The 19,289-nt window shown below is 43.5% G+C and carries 18 protein-coding genes and 2 riboswitches; of the genes, 1 reads left to right on the top strand and 17 read right to left on the bottom strand.

The features are described 5' to 3' along the window. Position 1: 1 nt before the first annotated feature. The 11 genes from NFS43_RS04795 to NFS43_RS04845 all read right to left on the bottom strand — a co-directional run bounded on the left by NFS43_RS04795 (position 2) and on the right by NFS43_RS04845 (position 11,523). Positions 2-853: a DUF72 domain-containing protein gene (locus NFS43_RS04795; protein ID WP_251550002.1), complete on the bottom strand. Its 852-nt coding sequence runs from the start codon at positions 851-853 to the stop codon at positions 2-4. A gap of 229 nt (positions 854-1,082) precedes the next feature. Then, on the bottom strand, positions 1,083-2,480 hold the full coding sequence (gene sufB, locus NFS43_RS04800) for a Fe-S cluster assembly protein SufB (RefSeq protein WP_251550005.1): 1,398 nt from the start codon (positions 2,478-2,480) through the stop codon (positions 1,083-1,085). A gap of 55 nt (positions 2,481-2,535) precedes the next feature. Further along, positions 2,536-2,973, bottom strand: a complete 438-nt coding sequence (gene sufU / locus NFS43_RS04805; RefSeq protein WP_251550007.1) for a Fe-S cluster assembly sulfur transfer protein SufU — start codon at positions 2,971-2,973, stop codon at positions 2,536-2,538. Further along, complete coding sequence (locus NFS43_RS04810; RefSeq protein ID WP_251550010.1) at positions 2,963-4,192, bottom strand: cysteine desulfurase; 1,230 nt, start codon at positions 4,190-4,192, stop codon at positions 2,963-2,965. The genes sufU and NFS43_RS04810 overlap by 11 nt, the downstream gene beginning before the upstream one ends. After that, on the bottom strand, positions 4,193-5,503 hold the full coding sequence (sufD, locus tag NFS43_RS04815; protein WP_251550012.1) for a Fe-S cluster assembly protein SufD: 1,311 nt from the start codon (positions 5,501-5,503) through the stop codon (positions 4,193-4,195). A 22-nt stretch (positions 5,504-5,525) separates the two neighbouring features. Continuing rightward, positions 5,526-6,311, bottom strand: a complete 786-nt coding sequence (gene sufC / locus NFS43_RS04820) for a Fe-S cluster assembly ATPase SufC (RefSeq protein ID WP_251550014.1) — start codon at positions 6,309-6,311, stop codon at positions 5,526-5,528. A 358-nt stretch (positions 6,312-6,669) separates the two neighbouring features. Then, positions 6,670-7,503, bottom strand: a complete 834-nt coding sequence (locus tag NFS43_RS04825; protein ID WP_251550016.1) for a MetQ/NlpA family ABC transporter substrate-binding protein — start codon at positions 7,501-7,503, stop codon at positions 6,670-6,672. Positions 7,504-7,520: 17 nt separating this feature from the next. Next, positions 7,521-8,195 carry a methionine ABC transporter permease gene (locus NFS43_RS04830; RefSeq protein ID WP_277613898.1) on the bottom strand — a complete coding sequence of 225 codons (675 nt, stop codon included), beginning with the start codon at positions 8,193-8,195 and terminating at the stop codon, positions 7,521-7,523. Further along, positions 8,188-9,213: a methionine ABC transporter ATP-binding protein gene (locus NFS43_RS04835; RefSeq protein WP_251550018.1), complete on the bottom strand. Its 1,026-nt coding sequence runs from the start codon at positions 9,211-9,213 to the stop codon at positions 8,188-8,190. The genes NFS43_RS04830 and NFS43_RS04835 overlap by 8 nt, the downstream gene beginning before the upstream one ends. A 119-nt stretch (positions 9,214-9,332) precedes the next feature. Continuing rightward, positions 9,333-9,438, bottom strand: a riboswitch (SAM riboswitch). Between the two features lie 123 nt (positions 9,439-9,561). Next, positions 9,562-10,878 (bottom strand): O-acetylhomoserine aminocarboxypropyltransferase/cysteine synthase family protein, encoded by a 1,317-nt coding sequence (locus NFS43_RS04840; RefSeq protein ID WP_251550020.1) that lies wholly within the window; start codon positions 10,876-10,878, stop codon positions 9,562-9,564. A 69-nt stretch (positions 10,879-10,947) separates the two neighbouring features. Further along, positions 10,948-11,049: riboswitch (SAM riboswitch) on the bottom strand. 78 nt (positions 11,050-11,127) lie between these two features. Next, positions 11,128-11,523, bottom strand: a complete 396-nt coding sequence (locus NFS43_RS04845; RefSeq protein ID WP_251550022.1) for an SCP2 sterol-binding domain-containing protein — start codon at positions 11,521-11,523, stop codon at positions 11,128-11,130. A gap of 159 nt (positions 11,524-11,682) precedes the next feature. Here NFS43_RS04845 and NFS43_RS04850 point away from each other — a divergent pair, with 159 nt between their 5' ends. Further along, positions 11,683-12,600 (top strand): nuclease-related domain-containing protein, encoded by a 918-nt coding sequence (locus NFS43_RS04850; RefSeq protein WP_251550024.1) that lies wholly within the window; start codon positions 11,683-11,685, stop codon positions 12,598-12,600. Positions 12,601-14,308: 1,708 nt separating this feature from the next. Here the strand turns inward: NFS43_RS04850 and NFS43_RS04855 are convergent. From NFS43_RS04855 to NFS43_RS04880, 6 genes are all read right to left on the bottom strand, one after another. Then, positions 14,309-14,620, bottom strand: coding sequence for a thioredoxin family protein (locus NFS43_RS04855; protein ID WP_251550026.1), 312 nt, complete (start codon positions 14,618-14,620; stop codon positions 14,309-14,311). 3 nt (positions 14,621-14,623) lie between these two features. Then, positions 14,624-14,983 (bottom strand): toprim domain-containing protein, encoded by a 360-nt coding sequence (locus NFS43_RS04860; protein ID WP_251550029.1) that lies wholly within the window; start codon positions 14,981-14,983, stop codon positions 14,624-14,626. Positions 14,984-15,279: 296 nt separating this feature from the next. Next, on the bottom strand, positions 15,280-15,663 hold the full coding sequence (gcvH, locus tag NFS43_RS04865; protein ID WP_251550030.1) for a glycine cleavage system protein GcvH: 384 nt from the start codon (positions 15,661-15,663) through the stop codon (positions 15,280-15,282). A 64-nt stretch (positions 15,664-15,727) separates the two neighbouring features. Beyond that, the gene (locus NFS43_RS04870) at positions 15,728-16,087 is read right to left on the bottom strand and encodes an arsenate reductase family protein (RefSeq protein ID WP_251550032.1); all 360 of its coding nucleotides are present in this window, start codon (positions 16,085-16,087) and stop codon (positions 15,728-15,730) included. 151 nt (positions 16,088-16,238) lie between these two features. After that, complete coding sequence (locus tag NFS43_RS04875; RefSeq protein WP_251550033.1) at positions 16,239-18,020, bottom strand: acyl-CoA dehydrogenase family protein; 1,782 nt, start codon at positions 18,018-18,020, stop codon at positions 16,239-16,241. A gap of 61 nt (positions 18,021-18,081) precedes the next feature. Then, positions 18,082-19,257 (bottom strand): acetyl-CoA C-acetyltransferase, encoded by a 1,176-nt coding sequence (locus NFS43_RS04880; protein WP_251550035.1) that lies wholly within the window; start codon positions 19,255-19,257, stop codon positions 18,082-18,084. Positions 19,258-19,289 lie beyond the last annotated feature (32 nt).

Here is a 19,289-nt window from a genome sequence, read left to right on the forward strand (position 1 = left end):
TTTAAAATAAATCCAGCTGCCGCGGGGCCAATCCTTGATATTCTATATGTAAGAGGTCTATCATTTGTTTGGCATTGTCTGCTGCATCGCCGCCAGAATTATTATTGAACAACAAATAGATATGCTCACATTGCTTCGCTAGTGTTTGAACATACTCGGTCCATTCTAATAATTCCTGCTGATTGTACCTGTACAAATAGCGTACATCCCGCCAATCATCAGTACTGCGCTTCTGCCTTTGCCAGCCATGAACATTGCGGCCATGAAATCTGACCAGAACTTTATCAGGACGGGTCGTTTGTAAAATAGTTGGAACGGACCCCTCCCCTGCTTGTGGTTCATCACAGATGCTGTGAATCCATTTTTCAGTTTTCAAAAATTCAAGTGTGTTCTCGCGAAATGGAGAGGTAAACCATGACTGATGCCGGAACTCAAGCGCACAAGGGATATCGTCCATTTCACGTTTGCACCAGCGTAAATATTCCACATTCTCCCGTTTGCAATTAAACCAGGGCGGGAATTGAAACAGGACCATGGCCAGTTTATTGTTTGTTATGTAGGGTTCTAAAGAGTCTTTAAAGGCCTGAAACATTTCCCGTTTTGATTCGAAGGGAATCTCTCCTCGCATATGGCCGGTCATTCCTTGATAGGCTTTGACAATAAATTGAAAGCCAGGAGGGGTGTCATGGACCCACTTTAACGCATTGCGCTTTGGCTGAATGGCATAGAAGGCTGTATCCACTTCGACGATGGGAAAATGCCCAGCATATTCTTTTAACCTGTCCCTGGCTGGCATTTTTCCTTGATAGAGACTATCATGGTCTCCCCAGCCAGTTAAACCAATGTAAATCACCCTGTTCACCTCCCATTTATTAATAATATCATAACCTTTTTTAGCGCGATAACATTGCATTCGTTTAATCCACGATTTTGTCTAACTAATGGTGCAGACAGTTACCGTTTTTTCTATTTCAGCTTGTGCGGCCGGTCTTCCTCTTCTTTAGTTCAGACGGGCTCCGAGAGTGGAAACATGCAAAAAACCCGCCTGCCAAATTAGCAAGCGGGAAATTTTTATATGATGATTAACCGATAGAACCTTCCATCTCGAACTTGATCAAGCGGTTCATCTCAACGGCATATTCCATTGGAAGCTCTTTGGTGAATGGCTCGATGAAGCCCATGACGATCATCTCCGTTGCTTCTTGCTCAGAAATACCGCGGCTCATCAGATAGAACAATTGCTCTTCTGATACCTTCGATACCTTCGCTTCATGCTCAAGAGAAATATTATCGTTCAAGATTTCATTGTAAGGAATTGTATCAGATGTTGATTGATTATCCATAATCAGCGTATCACATTCAATATTGGAACGAGCTCCGTCAGCCTTACGTCCAAAATGGACGATACCACGGTAGGTAACTTTACCGCCATGTTTAGAAATAGACTTCGATACAATTGTTGACGAAGTATTCGGTGCCAAGTGAAGCATTTTAGCTCCTGCATCCTGATGCTGGCCTTTACCGGCAATTGCAATCGATAACGTCATGCCGCGTGCGCCTTCACCCTTTAAAATAACAGCAGGATACTTCATGGTCAATTTCGAACCAATGTTGCCGTCAATCCATTCCATCGTTGCATTTTCTTCACAAACAGCACGCTTAGTAACCAAGTTATACACGTTGTTTGCCCAGTTCTGGATCGTCGTATAACGGCAATAAGCACCCTTTTTAATAATGATTTCTACAACGGCACTATGCAGCGAGTTTGTTGTATAAACTGGTGCAGTACATCCTTCAACATAATGGACATGTGCGCCTTCATCGACAATAATCAGCGTTCTTTCAAACTGCCCCATGTTTTCGGAGTTAATCCGGAAATACGCCTGTAATGGAGTATCCACCTTAACACCTGGCGGTACGTAAATAAATGAACCACCTGACCATACAGCAGAGTTTAGAGCAGCAAACTTATTATCTGTTGGCGGAATCACTTTTGCCCAGTGCTCGCGGAACAGATCTTCGTTTTCTCTTAAAGCGGAATCTGTATCTTTAAAAACGATTCCTAGTGCTTCAAGATCTTCCTTCATATTGTGGTAAACAACTTCAGATTCATACTGTGCAGATACCCCTGCAAGATATTTCTGCTCAGCCTCTGGAATGCCCAATTTATCAAAGGTTGCTTTAATTTCATCTGGCACTTCATCCCATGACTTTTCAGACTTCTCTGATGGTTTAACATAATACGTAATTTCATCAAAGTTTAATGAATTTAAGTCACCGCCCCATTGAGGCATTGGCTTGCTATAGAAAATTTCTAATGATTTCAAACGAAAGTCCAGCATCCACTGAGGCTCGCCCTTCATTTTGGAAATCTCTTCGACAATCTCACGTGTTAAACCGCGTTTTGAACGGAATATGGAAACGTCTTTATCGTGAAAACCATATTTATAATCCCCGATTTCCGGCATCTTTTTCGCCATCGTCGATTCCTCCCTTTCCTAAATGAACAGAACTTGAAGGTCCCGTTCATTTTCATTAATGTTGGCCGTCCTCTTTTAAACCCTTTTCCATGGCCTTCCATGCCAGGGTTGCACATTTAATTCTTGCAGGAAATTTCGATACACCCTGCAGTGCCTCGATATCACCTAAATCGAGGTCTTCATCCACGTCTTTTCCTTGCATCATGTCTGAAAAGATCGCAGCCATCTTTAAAGCATCCTCAATTTTTTTGCCTTTGATTGCTTCTGTCATCATCGATGCGGATGACATGGAAATGGAACAGCCTTCTCCCTCAAACCTAGCATCCTTGACGATGCCTTCATCGACTTTCATCGTCAATTGAATCCGGTCGCCACAGGTAGGGTTATTCATATTGATCGTTAGGCTGCTATCCTCCAAAACTCCACGATTACGGGGCTTTTTATAATGGTCCATTATTACTCTTCGATAGAGTGCATCTAAATTAGAAGACATCGCTGAAATACTCCTTTGTCTTGACAAGCCCTGAAACGAGTCGGTCAATATCCTCTTCCGTATTATATAGGTAAAAGCTGGCACGTGCTGTTGCCGATGCTTTCAGCCACTTCATCAAAGGCTGTGCGCAATGGTGGCCAGCCCGGACAGCTATTCCTTCTGCATCCAGAACAGTTGCCACATCATGCGGATGAACATCTGCCAGGTTAAACGTAACCATGCCAGTACGTTTGGCCGGATCAAGCGGTCCATAAATGGATATCCCCTCAATTCCAGACATTCTTTCCAATGCATAGGCAGCTAATCTTTGATCATGCTCAGCGATTGTATCCATGCCAACCTCATTTAAAAAGTCGATAGCCTCTCCAAGCCCGATGGCTCCAGCTATGATAGGCGTACCGCCCTCAAATTTCCACGGCAGCTCTTTCCATGTAGAATCGTATAATTCAACAAAGTCAATCATTTCACCGCCAAATTCAACAGGTTCCATGTTCTCAAGAAGGTGTTTTTTTCCATAAAGAACGCCGATGCCGGTAGGACCGCACATTTTATGTCCTGAAAAAGCAAGAAAATCACAGTCCAAATCCTGTACATCAATTTTCATATGCGGAGCACTTTGCGCACCGTCTACGACCATAACCGCCCCATTTTCATGGGCAATTTGAGCGATTTCTTTTACTGGATTAATCACACCAAGCACGTTGGAAACCTGCATCACTGAAACAATTTTTGTATTAGATGTAACGGTGGCACGAACGTCGTCCAATGAAATCGTTCCGTCGGCTTGAAGCGGAATGTACTTTAACTTTGCACCAGTACGCTTTGCGGCCTGCTGCCATGGAATAATATTACTATGGTGTTCCATGTAAGTGATGACGATTTCATCGCCTTCTTTTAAATTAGCCGTTGCATAGCTAGCTGCTACCCAGTTCAGAGAAGTGGTCGTTCCTCTTGTGAAAATCACTTCCTGAATGGATTTGGCATTGATAAACTTACGGACTTTTTCCCGAGCTCCTTCATAGGCATCGGTTGCTCTTGTACCTAGTGTATGCACCCCGCGATGCACATTTGAATTATATTCACGGTAATATTTTTCTAAAGTTTCAATTACTCGAACAGGTTTTTGGGAAGTGGCGGAGCTATCCAGGTAAACAAGCGGATGGCCGTTCACTTCCTGATTCAATATCGGAAATTGCCTCCGAATATCCAGGACATTCATTTAGCGCACTTTCCTTTCAATGACCTCTGTCAATTGCTCTTTTACTTTTTCAATTGGCAGCTCATTGACGACTGGCGCAAGGAAACCGTGGATGACTAACCGTTCAGCTTCAACCTTCGGAATTCCCCGGCTCATTAAATAATAGAGCTGAACAGGATCAACACGGCCTACAGAAGCAGCATGTCCTGCCATAACATCATCTTCATCAATCAGAAGAGCTGGGTTGGCATCGCCGCGGGCTTTTTCACTAAGCATCAATACACGGGAAGTTTGCTCTGCATCTGATTTGGATGCCCCATGCTCAATTTTTCCGATTCCGTTAAAAATCAGGGTCGCACTTTCTTTCACTACACCATGATTTAAGATGTTGCCTTGTGTGTGCCGGCCAAAGTGAACCACCTTTGTGGTAAAGTTTTGCGTTTGATCACCGCGGCCCACTGTTACAGTTTTCGTATCTCCATAAGCGCCGTCACCCAATAAATTGGTTGTATTATCAGAGATGGTATCTCCTTCATTCATCAATCCAAGGGCCCACTCAACACGTGAATCTCTTCCAACAACACCGCGTCTGTTGACGTAGGTTGTCATGCCTTTAGCCAAATGGTCAACAGCACCATATTGGATTTTGGCATTTGTATTGGCAATTGCCTCTGTTAAGATATTGGCCAATCCAGTGGATTCTTCCACGGTAGAAATATAGTTTTCTACATAAGTGACTGAACTATTATCCTCTGCCACCACTAATACGTGGTTAAACAAATTCGCCTTCGCATCATCATGTAAAAATACAGCCTGAATTGGTTCTATAATTTCAACATTTTTTGGGACATATAGGAATACCCCGCCATTGATAAGTGCTGCATGAAGTGCTGTAAGACGATGTTCGTCTAAATTAATGGCCTGTGTCATATAATACTTTTTCACAAGGTCCCCATGCTCTTTTACAGCAGTCAAAATATCAGTAAATATTACACCTTTTGCTTTTAAGTCCTCTGAAAGAGAAAGAAAAGCAGGGGTCTGGTTCCGCTGGATATATAAATTGGGATTTGCAGCATTTACATCAATGAGAGCTTTTAAATTTTCTGGAAGATCTCCAATGGAAGAAAAAGCTTCACTTTTTACAGTATGCTGCTCAAATTGAGTGAAATTCCATTTATCAATTTTCGTTTTGTCTGGTCTTGGCATAGGCAGTATGTTAAACTGCTCGAAAGCTTTTATGCGAAGCTCTTCAAACCAAGCGGGTTCGCTGTTTGCTTTTGCAACTGAGCTGACAAACCCTTTATCGAAAGGTAATTTAGTTTCGGTTGTCATGGTTATCCTCCTAACTCTGCGCTTATGCTTCTTGCTCTACAGTTTCATCGACAATTCCAAGCTCTTGCTTAAGTACTTCATAACCTTCAGCTTCTAAGCGTTGTGCCAATTCAGGTCCGCCTGATTTCACAATTCGTCCCTGCATCATGACATGTACATAGTCAGGAGTAATATAGTTTAATAAACGTTGATAGTGAGTGATGATTAAGCAGCCAAAGTCTTCTCCGCGCATTTCATTGACACCTTTAGATACCACCTTTAGGGCATCGATATCTAGTCCAGAGTCAATTTCATCAAGGATGGCAATTTTTGGTTCGATCATCATTAATTGCAGGATTTCGTTACGTTTTTTCTCCCCGCCTGAGAAACCTTCATTTAAATAACGCTGCGCCATATCCAGATCCATTTCAAGAAATTCCATTTGTTTATCCATTTGACGGATAAATTTCATTAAAGAAATTTCATTTCCTTCACCACGGCGGGCATTAATGGCAGAACGCATGAAGTCAGCATTAGTAACCCCGCTGATTTCACTTGGATATTGCATTGCCAAGAAAAGACCGGCACGGGCACGCTCGTCTACTTCCATTTCCAGTACGTTCTCTCCGTCTAAAGTGATGCTGCCGCTTGTTACTTCATATTTAGGGTGACCCATAATGGCAGATGATAAGGTAGATTTACCTGTTCCGTTCGGACCCATGATTGCATGGATTTCTCCGCCTTTAATTTCAAGATTTACCCCTTTTAAAATTTCTTTCCCATCAATAGCAACGTGCAGATCCTTGATTGTTAAAGTTGATCCAGCCATTTTTATACCTCCGTCTATGTTTTGTACACTATAAAAAAGAATCAGTATGATCCTATTCTCAATCTATTCTCATTACAATCTTATAACAAATTAAATTTATTATCAACTTTTATGAAGTAAAAACAGATACTTATTTTCACTCACTTAAGCCTAAATGAGAATGGATTCAGTTTTAATTGAGATTTTAAAAAATAAAATCCTATGTAACACCAATCTGTTAAAAATCATACCGCATTTTTCGCCATTTACCAAGAAAATACTCGTGATTTTCTCATGTATTTTTCACCTAATCCAAGCAATTAATGTACAATAAACAAAAGCCAGTGAATTCACTGGCTTTTGTTCTACTTTAGAATCATTATTCTGAAACCGGTACAACGGCACCTTTGTATTTTTCTTTAATGAAATCTTGGATCTCTTTTGAATGAAGAACCTCGACAAGAGCCTTGATGGCTTCCTTGTTTTCGTCGCCTTTACGAACGGCAATGACATTTACATATGGTGAATCCTGGTCTTCGATGGCAATAGAATCTTCAACTGGGTTCAAACCAGCATCAATAGCATAGTTTGAATTGATTAAAACGGCGTCGCCTTCGTTATTGTTAAAGATTTGCGGCAATAGTTTTGCTTCATAATCCGCATCAAATTCAAGGTTCTTTGGATTTTCCACAACATCTTTAATTTCTGCTTTGGTTTTATCAATGCCGTCTTTTAATTTAATTAATCCTTGTGCTTCTAATAATGAAAGAAGACGTCCATGGTCTGCAACAGAGTTGCTCATAATCAAGTGTGCCCCATTTGGCAGGTCTTTTAGGCTCTTATATTTTTTGGAATAAACACCAATCGGTTCGATATGAATGCCGCCTGCGCTTACGAAATCATAGCCGAATTCTTTAATTTGGGCATTCAGGTATGGAATGTGCTGGAAATAGTTAGCATCTAATTCTTTTGAATCCAGCGCTTTATTTGGAAGTACATAGTCAGTAAAAGTCTTGATTTCCAAGTCAATGCCTTTTTCTTTTAAAAGTGGTTTTGCTTTTTCAAGAATTTCAGCATGTGGTACAGGAGATGCCCCTACAACTAATTTAGTTGTTTTTCCATCATCCCCAGAGGATTTTTCTTCCGAAGTGCCGCAAGCTCCCAGAGTCAGCAGCACAGTTAAAGCAACTAATATGGATAGAATTTTTTTCATTTTATATGCTCTCCTTTTTATCTTTTATCTATTTTAGATGTGATGAAATCACCGATAAACTGAATGATAAATACGATGATTAGAATGATGACAGTAGCCACAAATGTGACATCATTTTGGTTCCGCTGGAAGCCTAGATTGTAAGCCAGATTCCCCAGCCCCCCGGCGCCAATCGCCCCAGCCATTGCTGTATAACCTACAATTGCGATGGCTGTAACGGTGATTCCCGAGATGAGTGCAGGCAATGATTCTGGAAGAAGTACTTTCCAAATGATTGTACCTGTTGTCGCTCCCATGGACCTGGCTGCTTCAATGACTCCTTTATCAATTTCCCGTAAGCCGATTTCCACCATCCTTGCGTAAAACGGTGCAGCGCCAATAATTAATGCTGGCAGTGCCGCCGTTTCCCCAATCATGGAACCTACTAAAAATGTAGTAAAGGGAATCAATAATACAATCAGGATAATAAACGGAATTGAACGAAAAATATTCACAACCGCACTGATGACCGTATTAATCGGTTTGTTTTCCCATAAGTTTCCCTTCGATGTCAGAAATAGCAGCATGCCCAGCAATACTCCAAGGATAAAGGTCGCTATAACGGAAATGGCCGTCATATAAATCGTTTGTCTAGTGGCATCCCACATGACCAGCCAGTCGACATTTTCCATCCATTTGCCGCTGTTATCCATGGCTGACCACCTCCACTCCTACCTGCTGAGAACGGATATAGTCAATTGCTTTGTTGACTTCCGCTTCCGCCCCATCAAGGTGAATAAACAATGTCCCGTAAGAACCGCTGCGAGTTTGGGAAATCTTACCTTGCAGGATATTGACAGTGACATCGTGGTTCCGAATTAAGTTGGTGATCAGCGGCTGTTCGGCCGAGTCACCAATAAAGGTCAGCTGAATCACTTGTCCTGAATGGTACAGTTCCTGTAAATGTTCCGCCGTCTCCGTTGTTTCCTCCGGCACGGTTACCTGTTTGACAAATCGCTTTGTAATCGGCTGCTGCGGATTTTTAAATACATCCAGCACCGATCCCAGCTCTACGATTTCACCGCTTTCCATTACCGCCACCCGATGGCAAATCTTCCGAATGACATGCATTTCGTGAGTAATTAACACAATCGTTAATCCAAGCCGTTTATTAATATCAACCAGCAGATCTAAAATAGAATCGGTGGTTTGCGGGTCTAGTGCGGAGGTTGCTTCATCACAAAGCAGCACTTTAGGGTTATTGGCAAGCGCCCTGGCAATGCCCACCCGCTGTTTTTGCCCGCCGCTCAGCTGGGATGGATAAGCATTTTCTCTGCCTTCAAGACCGACTAACTTGATCAGCTCATCGACCCGCTTTTTCCGCTGCTCACCCTTCACCCCGGCGATTTCTAGTGGAAAGGCAATATTTTCACTAACCGTCCGCGACCAAAGCAAATTAAAATGCTGGAAAATCATGCTGATTTCCTGGCGGGCTTTTCTGAGCTCACTGCCCTTTATTTTAGATATCTCCCGCCCTGCAACATTGACGGCCCCTTCCGTTGGCAGCTCCAGTCCATTCAGCATACGAATCAAGGTACTTTTCCCGGCTCCGCTGTAACCGATTATTCCAAAAATTTCTCCCTCTTGGATATCCAGATTTACTTGGTTAACTGCCTTTAAATCTTTTTGCTTCGAGGAAAAAATTTTACTGACATTTTGGATGGATATCATTCAATCACCTACTTTTTTACCGAGTTCATAAATATAGGGTTTGACAGGAAAGGATTCTTTATTAGAAAAAATAAAAGCCTTTCTGCGCAGGCAGAAAGGCATGAAAAACTAAGTCCTTTCTCCCATCTCTCAAAGCAAATGCTTTGTGTGAATTGGCACCATTTCAATAAAATTGACGGTTGCCGGGCTTCATCGGGCACATCCCTCCACCTCTCTCGATAAGAGCAATCCTATATTCATTTAATTTAATGTCATTTCTGAAATTTAATACAAATGCAATGCTACCACTCTAAAAAGCAGGTGTCAATAAAAATATTCCATCTTTTTTGCTGGATTTTCCTGGTAGAATTAAGCATTTGTTTTTAAGGAGGACAAACCAGTCGCCGCTTCGATCGCTTGCTCTAAATCTTCGATCAAATCCTCGGCATTCTCTATTCCAATCGATAACCGGATTAAATCCTCGGAAACACCGGCCGCTTTCAGGCCTTCCGCATCCAATTGCTGATGAGTGGTGCTTGCAGGGTGAATGATTAAGCTCTTGGCGTCGCCCACATTGGCCACATGCGCCCATAAGGTAAGCGAATTAATCAGTTTGGCTCCAGCTTCTTTTCCGCCCTTGATGCCAAATACAACCATGGAGCCGGCCCCTTTAGGCAAGTATTTTTCCGCTAATTCGCTGTCAGGATGCGATGGATGTCCCGGATAGGAAACCCAGTTGACGGCAGGGTGATTTACTAGGTATTCTACCAGCTGTTTGGTATTGGCCACATGCTCCTTCATCCGCACATGAAGGGTCTCCAGCCCAAGGGTGAACAAGAAAGCATTTTGCGGACTTAAAGCCGGTCCAAAGTCGCGCAATAATTGGACACGTGCTTTGACAATATAGGCCGCTGCCCCTAATGCTTCAGCATATACAAGGCCATGATAGCTGTCATCCGGAGTGGTGAAGCCCGGGAATCTCGGGGAATTCCAATCGAATTTTCCGCCGTCGACAATGATGCCGCCAGTGGTTGTGCCATTTCCTAACAGCCATTTCGTTGCAGAATGGACCACAATATCCGCTCCATACTCAATGGGTCTGCACAGGTATGGAGTAGCGAAAGTATTGTCGATGATCAGCGGTACACCAGCCTCATGAGCAATTTCCGCTACTTTTTCAATATCCAGGATACGCAGGCTCGGGTTTCCGATCGTTTCTGCAAAAACTGCTTTTGTTTTATCCGTAATGGCTTCGCGAAAGTTTTCTGGATTTTCACCGTCTACAAATTTCACGCTTATTCCATATTTAGGCAGGGTCACAGCAAATAAATTATAAGTGCCGCCATACAGATTTGCAGCTGAGACAATCTCATCCCCCGCTTCTGCAATATTGAGAATCGCTAATGTTATCGCCGCCATTCCGCTAGCGACTGCAAGTGCTCCGACACCGCCCTCTAACAGAGCTACGCGATCTTCAAAAACGGTGGTGGTTGGATTATGAATCCGAGTGTATATGTAACCAGGCTCTGCCAAACTGAAGAGGTTAGCGGCATGTTCTGTATTTTTGAATTGGTAGGCATTGTTCTGATAAATGGGAACAGCCCTCGCTCCCGTAACTGGATCTGGTGACAATCCTCCATGGACACTAAGTGTTTCAAACCGATATTGTTTCTCCTTTTCTCCCACAATTCTCGCTCCTCGCCATTTATTTTTATAAAAAAACAACCCCCGCTTCATTAAGAAGAGGGGGCTCTCTTCTTATCTTTCAGAGCAAGTGCTCTGCTGGAATTGGCACCGTGTATTATACCGGTTGCCGGGCATCGCTGGGCCAGGTCCCTCCGCCGCTCTTGATAAGAATTGGTATAGTAATGTCGAAATCTCTTGAATGTTTAAAATTATCTTACATGATGTTTAATTCCGAGTCAATACCTATGATTAAATTATTTTAGCGAGCTGCGGGTCTGCTTTTACTAAATAAAACAGTGATTCAAGCTTGAGAATTGTGCGCAAGGGGGCAGTCACTTTCAATGCGCCGTTTTTTTGCATTATCCGCAGTTTTTCTTTTCCTTCCAGCATGAGCTTGATGGCTTGCCAACTGCCTGTAATCGTAGCGTTCGGCATTTGTGCAGCTTTGTCATTGACCGTATAAATTTCCCCGCCTTTTATCCCCAGCACAGTTGATTGCTGCTCGCTGTTCAGGCTAAACAACAACTCCTCATTATCAATCAAGGGCAGAATATCTTCCCGCTCCCGTACAGCTGTTAAAAAAGTATTTATGGCCTCCCACATCATCACCACTCCGATCTCGTCTATATCATTACTATTCAGCAATAAATGAGGAATTCCTTTCAGAAAGACTCGACAATTAGCGGAGCATCATCGGTGAATCATGTCGGATTCAGAAAAAATTCATATTTTTATCGGGGAATTTTGCAGCTATTCAGTACAATGAATATAGGCTTTTGATTACAATTGCAAAGGATGTGGAATATGGAGACATTGATAAAGACCCGGACTCTGCCTAAAGAATTAAGGTTACTCCGTTTGCTAGCAGCACGGATGGCTTTGCCAGAAAAAGACCATAAGCGTTATGTGAATTTGGAGAAAGGTTATGAGGGAGAGATTTTGTTTGATGCAAGGGCAGAGGTTCTTGCCAAAGATCGGTTGATTTTAAACGATTTGCTGCTGGAAACAAACAATACTTCGTTTCAAATGGATTCAGCCTTTATTTCTCAAGGGACAATTTCCCTTTACGAAGTGAAAAATTATGAGGGAGAGTATTTGTATGACCCCGAATCGGACAAATTCACCTCACAATATGCTAACAATATTACGAATCCCCTTCATCAAGCCGACCGATGTGATATTTTGCTCCGACAGTTGCTGCACAGTAAAGGATATAATGTGCCTATCGTTTACAAGGTGATTTTTATTAACCTTGAATTTACGCTTTATCTTCCGAAGCCACACAAATCAATTATCCTCCCAACCCAGGTGAACCCCTATATCCGCAGGCTTGCTGCAACTCCTGCTAAGTTAACTCCTAATGATAAAAAACTGGCTAACTTATTGGTGTCTCTTCATAAAGAAGATGATCCTTATCCTCGCCTGCCCTCTTATGATTTTTCGCAATTGAAAAAAGGTGTAGGTTGTTGTTCCTGTCTGTCGTTGGATGTGATCGTAAATGATCGGTACTGTATTTGTTTGAAGTGCGGCCGCAAAGAAGGGTTAGATGAGGCCGTTTTGAGGAGTGTGGAGGAGTTTAGGCTGCTGTTCCCTCATATAAAGATTACTACGAATGTGGTGTATGAGTGGTGCGGCGGTGGAATTCATAAAAGAAAAATTAACAGGGTATTAAGAGAAAAATATACGATGGCTGGTTACGGAAGGTATTCTTTTTATGTTTAGGAAGTTGGTCAAATCATAGCGACAAATATTTGGGCTCCTTCACTGGTTTTGGCGCCTTGACCCTTTCATGACGACAAATATTTGGGCTCCTTCACCGGTTTTGGCGCCTTGACCCTTTCATGACGACAAATATTTGGGCTCCTTCACTGGTTTTGGCGCCTTGAGCCTTTCATGACGACAAATACTTGGGCTCCCTCACCGGTTTTGGCGCCTTGACCCTTTCATGACGACAAATACTTGACTCCCCCCACCGGTTTTGGCGCCTTAACCCTTTCATGACGACAAATATTTGGGCTCCTTCACTGGTTTTGGCGCCTTAGCCCGTTCATGGCGACAAATACTTGACTGCACCCACCGGTTTTGGCGCCTTGACCCTTTCATGACGACAAATATTTGGGCTCCTTCACTGGTTTTGGCGCCTTGACCCTTTCATGACGACAAATACTTGACTCCCCCCACCGGTTTTGGCGCCTTAACCCTTTCATGACGACAAATATTTGGGCTCCTTCACTGGTTTTGGCGCCTTAGCCCGTTCATGGCGACAAATACTTGACTGCACCCACCGGTTTTGGCGCCTTGACCCTTTCATGACGACAAATATTTGGGCTCCTTCACTGGTTTTGGCGCCTTGACCCTTTCATGACGACAAATACTTGACTCCCCCCACCGGTTTTGGCGCCTTAACCCTTTCATGGCGACAAATATTTGGGGCACACTCACCGGTTTTGGCGCCTTGACCCCTTCATGACGACAAATACTTGACTGCACCCACCGGTTTTGGCGCCTTAGCCCGTTCATGGCGACAAATACTTGACTGCACCCACCAGTTTTGGCGCCTTGACCCTTTCATGACGACAAATATTTGGGCTCCTTCACTGGTTTTGGCGCCTTGACCCTTTCATGACGACAAATACTTGACTGCACCCACCGGTTTTGGCGCCTTGGCCCTTTCATGGCGACAAATATTTGGACTCCTTCACTGGTTTTGGCGCCTTGACCCTTTCATGACGACAAATACTTGACTGCACTCACCGGTTTTGGCGCCTTGACCCTTTCATGACGACAAATATTTGGGCTCCTTCACCGGTTTTGGCGCCTTGACCCCTTCATTGACGACAAATACTTGACTGCACCCACCGGTTTTGGCGCCTTGACCCTTTCATGGCGACAAATATTTGGGCTCCTTCACCGGTTTTGGCGCCTTGACCCCTTCATGACGACAAATACTTGACTGCACTCACTGGTTTTGGCGCCTTGACCCTTTCATGACGACAAATACTTGACTGCACTCACTGGTTTTGGCGCCTTGACCCTTTCATGACGACAAATACTTGACTGCACTCACTGGTTTTGGCGCCTTGACCCCTTCATGACGACAAATGCTTGACTGCACCCACTGGTTTTGGCGCCTTAACCCTTTCATGACGACAAATATTTGGGCTCCTTCACTGGTTTTGGCGCCTTAGCCCGTTCATGGCGACAAATACTTGGCTGCACTCACCGGTTTTGGCGCCTTAACCCTTTCATGGCGACAAATATTTGGGCTCCTTCACCGGTTTTGGCGCCTTGACCCCTTCATGACGACAAATACTTGACTGCACCCACCTGTTTTGGCGCCTTAACCCTTTCATGACGACATTTCTATAGGCATTTATCTTACTTTTGTCCTAGTGAAATAACAAAAGCAGGCGCCCATCGGCACCTGCTTTTATGAATTCAAATTTAGCTTTATTTTTTCTAACAAATAAGGAATGGAATGAAATGCGTATAGCGTTTCAATGAGCTCGCCATTATTCACAAACAGCAGGCAGGGCACACTTTCAATCTTGAATTGCTCCGCCAAATCCGGGTAATAATTTAAATTCATCTTCCCCATTTCAATATCGACCAATTCCTCAATGACCCGAAGCATCTTTCCTGCTAACTGGCAAGTCCCGCACATAGGAGTATAAAAATAAACCACCCCCGTCGCGCTGCCCTCGAGAAACAAAGCTAAATTACTTCGATTCCATTCATCCATACATCAAGATCCCATTTCTAAATATTCCTTATGGACATCAATATTCGCGCCCAACAAAACAGTCGCCAGATGCTGTACCGGAGCCGTTGCCACCTCACGATACATCCGGTCAATATATAAATGCTCCGCATTCGGGAACTCCCGTTTAAACAACTTGCGGAGCTTTTCACCAGATTCATCTGCATCCACCAGTATATATAAATCCTTGTCCTCCAAGAGCTCAATCCACTCATCTAGCTTAGAATGGCTAATCGTCCCGTTCGTGCAGATAATTTCCAATGGCTCTTTAATAATACTCATAACCTTATTTTTATCTGATTTTCCTTCGACAATAAGAACTTTGTCAACATACGCATCATTCATTTCCATCACCTGTAATAGAAGTGGTTTACTGTTAACATATTCGAAAGGTCTATTATCGTGTGCTTTCTTCTAAGTATGTTAACTATATCATTATTGTCATGTTAAAAAATAGGATTTTGCTCAGATTAGCAATAATTATTCAGTGGCACCAGCCGCCATCACCACTTTTTCCACCTTCCTAAAAGCTTCGTTATATTTAGGTTTCCCATAATAACAGAAGAAAACGTGGAAATAAAAGGCTGGTAACCGCTGAAACAGAAAGAGCACCCGAAATCAGGTGCTCCTACAAATGAATATTAGTCTTCCTTAATCATAGCCTCATATTTTTCTGGTGTTAGCAGCTCGTCAATCTCACTGTTGTTAGCCGGTTCTACGACAATCATCCATGCTTTTTCATATGGGGATTCATTGACAAATTCTGGGCTGTCATTTAACTCTTCGTTCACTTCCACAACCTTGCCGCTGATTGGAGCATAGAGCTCGGAAACCGTTTTAACCGACTCAACGCTTCCAAATGGTTCATTAGCTGCAAGCTCAGTGCCTACCTCAGGAAGCTCCACGAATACGATATCACCTAATTCATGCTGCGCGAAATCGGTAATGCCAATACGGACGCGGCTGCCTTCAACTCTTACCCATTCATGTTCTTCAGAATAACGTAAATCTTTTGGTGTAGCCATTGGATAATCCCTCCATTATAAAATCAATTGATCGATATACATCGATTTCAAATAAAAACATCGTTTATTGTAACCAGACTTTCTCAAAGTCTTCTTCCTTAAAACCTACCGTGACCCGGTTCCCATCGGTTACGATTGGTCTTTTGATTAACATCCCGTCAGAAGCAAGAAGATCAAGCAATTCATCCTCAGAAGCGGTCTTCAATTTGTCTTTTATGCCTAATTCACGGTATTTTAAACCGCTTGTATTAAAAAACTTTTTCAATTCCAGTCCGCTTTTTTGATAGAGCTTTTTTAACTCGTCTCGGGATGGCGGATTCTCCACAATATGTATCGCCTCAAAAGGCAATTGATGCCCCTCTAGCCATTTTTTAGCATTTCGGCATGTACTGCATTTTGGGTACCAGTAAAACGTAAGAGACATTTCGTTCACCGCCTTTTACCTTATTTCTCCTGCAACATTAAAATCTTACCATAATCATTCATAAATTCCTAATGAACAAAGCAAGATTTTCCATTATTTTTCGACATAAAAAAATTAGATCCCTTTCTCATTGGAAAGGGATCTAAAATGATTAAACAACGTAGCGTTCAGCTTCGATTAGCACATCCGCAGCTTCCCGTTTTTTCGCAATCACATTGATTGGGGTGTGGCGGGTAAACTTCCGCAGTGAAGTCAGCATCATTCTTAAGGTGTCGCCTTGCTCCACTGCTACTAATGATTCTTTCGCAATCGCTTCAATATTATTGAAAGCCTCTTGGCAGAAAATCTGGGTATAAAGCAGCTTTTGCTTGCTCTTCTCCACGCCCTCTTTGGCAATTGCTTTTTCAGTCCGCAATACAACAGACTCCATTGCATAGACATAGGATGTAATGTCGGCGATGTTTGCTAAGATTTCTTGCTCCTGCTCCAGCTTTTTGCCATATTTTTGGGCGGCAAGGCCGGCTGCAAGCAAGGTGATTTTCTTTGCATTCCGAAGCAGGTATTTTTCTTGAGCAAGCGGCTCATCCCCTGGCTCTTCCGGCATCATCATCATCAGTTCTTCTTGTAAAGCCATGGCTTTTTGGAATAGCGGCAGCTCCCCTTTTAACGCTTTTTTCACAAGTGTGCCTGGAACAAGGAGACGGTTAATTTCGTTTGTTCCTTCAAAAATACGCTGGATCCGAGCATCACGGTACGCCCTTTCAATCGGATACTCCTGCATGAATCCATAACCGCCATGAATTTGCACGCCCTCGTCCACAACATGGGCTAATACTTCACTGGCAAAGAATTTATTCAGTGAGCATTCGATTGCATATTCAGCAATGGAATTTGCCAGCTTTTTAATGTCCTTTGTTTCTTCAGGGGATAGTTTTCCTTGGTTTTCTTCATATAAACCAATCGTACGGTAAACAGAGCTTTCAGCGGCATAAATTTCCGATGCCAGTGTACCGAATTTTTCTTTTGTTAAATTGAATTGCGAAATCGGCGTTTTGAATTGCTGACGGCCGTTGGCATATTTAATGGTCATTTCCAAAGCTTTTTTAGAACCGCCCACAGCACCAACAGCCAGCTTATAGCGGCCGATATTTAAGATGTTAAACGCAATCACGTGGCCTCTGCCGATTTCACCCAATAGATTTTCTACAGGAACCGGTACATCTTCTAAAATGAGTGTGCGAGTAGAGGAGCTTTTAATCCCCATTTTCTTCTCCTCGGCACCAGTAGATACCCCTGGAAGATCACGGTCCACAATGAATGCGGTAAATTGTTCGCCGTCAATTTTCGCATATACTACAAATACATCCGCAAAGCCGGCATTGGTAATCCATTGCTTTTCCCCATTGAGAATATAGTGAGTGCCTTCAGCATTTAGTTTTGCTGTAGTTCTGGCACCAAGGGCATCTGAACCGGATCCTGGCTCTGTCAGCGCATAAGCTGCTAATTTTTCGCCAGAAGCAAGCTTTGGCAGGTAACGTTTCTTTTGGTCTTCATTACCAAAAAGGACGATTGGCAAGGAGCCGATTCCAACGTGCGCTCCGTGGGAAAGGGCAAAACCTCCGCCTCCAGACATTGCTTCTGTGATAAGAGAAGATGTAACTTTATCCAAGCCCAATCCTTCATATTCCTCTGGAACGTCGGCTGCCAACAGGCCAAGTTCACCAGCTTCTTTTAATAGTTTTACGGTAATGTCAAACTCATGGTTTTCCAATTTTTCAAGTACCGGCTGTACCTCTTTTTCCACAAAATCCACAGCCGTTTTGGCAATCATTAAATGCTCTTCGGTGAAATCCTCTGGAGTAAACAGCTGATCGTAAGTAATATCTTCCACTAAAAAGCTTCCGCCTTTGACAATCTTTTTTGTTTCTGTCATATAAAAGTCCCTCCTAATTTTTTAAAAAATCAGGGGCTCCCCGGGGAACCCCCGTTATGGTTTACAATAATTCAAATACGCCGGCAGCTCCCATCCCGCCGCCAATACACATCGTGACAACACCGAATTGCTGTTGTCTGCGCCTTAATTCATGAAGAAGGGTTAGTGTCAGCTTAGCGCCAGTACAGCCAAGCGGATGTCCTAGCGCGATGGCACCGCCATTGACATTCACCTTTTCTTCATCAAGTCCCAATTCCCGAATGACTTGAATCGATTGGGAGGCAAATGCCTCGTTTAATTCAAATAGATCAATATCGGAAACCTCAAGTCCAGCAAGCTTTAATGCTTTAGGAACAGCGACAATCGGGCCGATTCCCATCACTTCAGGAGGAACCCCGCCGACGGCAAACGATCGGAATTTTGCCAGAGGCTTTAAGCCGAGCGATTCTGCTTTTTCACGGTCCATGACCATCACCGCAGCAGCACCGTCACTTGTTTGCGAAGCGTTGCCAGCTGTTACAGAACCGGTAACCGAGAAAGCTGGCCGCAGCTTTGCTAATGTTTCCAGATTAGTATCAGGACGAACGCCTTCATCTTGTGAAAATTGGAAGGTTTTCTCAACCAGTTTGTTGTCTTTTCCGACAGAGCGGATGGTCACATCAACCGGAACAATTTCATCGGTAAATTTTCCATCCTGAATTGCCTTATAGGCGCGCTGATGGCTTCTGACCGCAAAGGCATCCTGTTCTTCCCGGCTGATGCCGTATCTTTTCGCCACTTCTTCGGCGGTGTGGCCCATTCCCATATAATATTCAGGAGCGGTTTCCACCAATTTAGCGTTTGGACGGATCACGTGTCCGCCCATTGGCAGCATGCTCATCGACTCCACACCGCCGGCAAGGGCCGTATCGGAGTGTCCGAGCATGACACTTTGTGCCGCATAGGCAATGGCCTGTAGGCCGGAAGAACAGAATCGGTTAACGGTGATGGCTGGAACCGTATCGGGCAGTCCTGCAAGGGCTCCAATATTTCTTGCCACGTTCATCCCTTGCTCTGCTTCTGGGGTAGCACAGCCAATGACTAAATCATCGATATTTCCTTCGTAGTTTCCGGCACGCTTTAATGTTTCCTTCACAACCAATGCACCGAGGTCGTCAGGACGAACCGCAGCTAGCGATCCTTTTTTCGCTTTGCCAACCGGGGTTCTTGCTCCGGCAACGATTACCGCTTCTCTCATTTCGTTCCCTCTCTTTCTTTCATGTTAAAAAA

This window comes from Neobacillus muris (assembly GCF_943193175.1).
Taxonomy (GTDB): domain Bacteria; phylum Bacillota; class Bacilli; order Bacillales; family Cytobacillaceae; genus Neobacillus; species Neobacillus muris.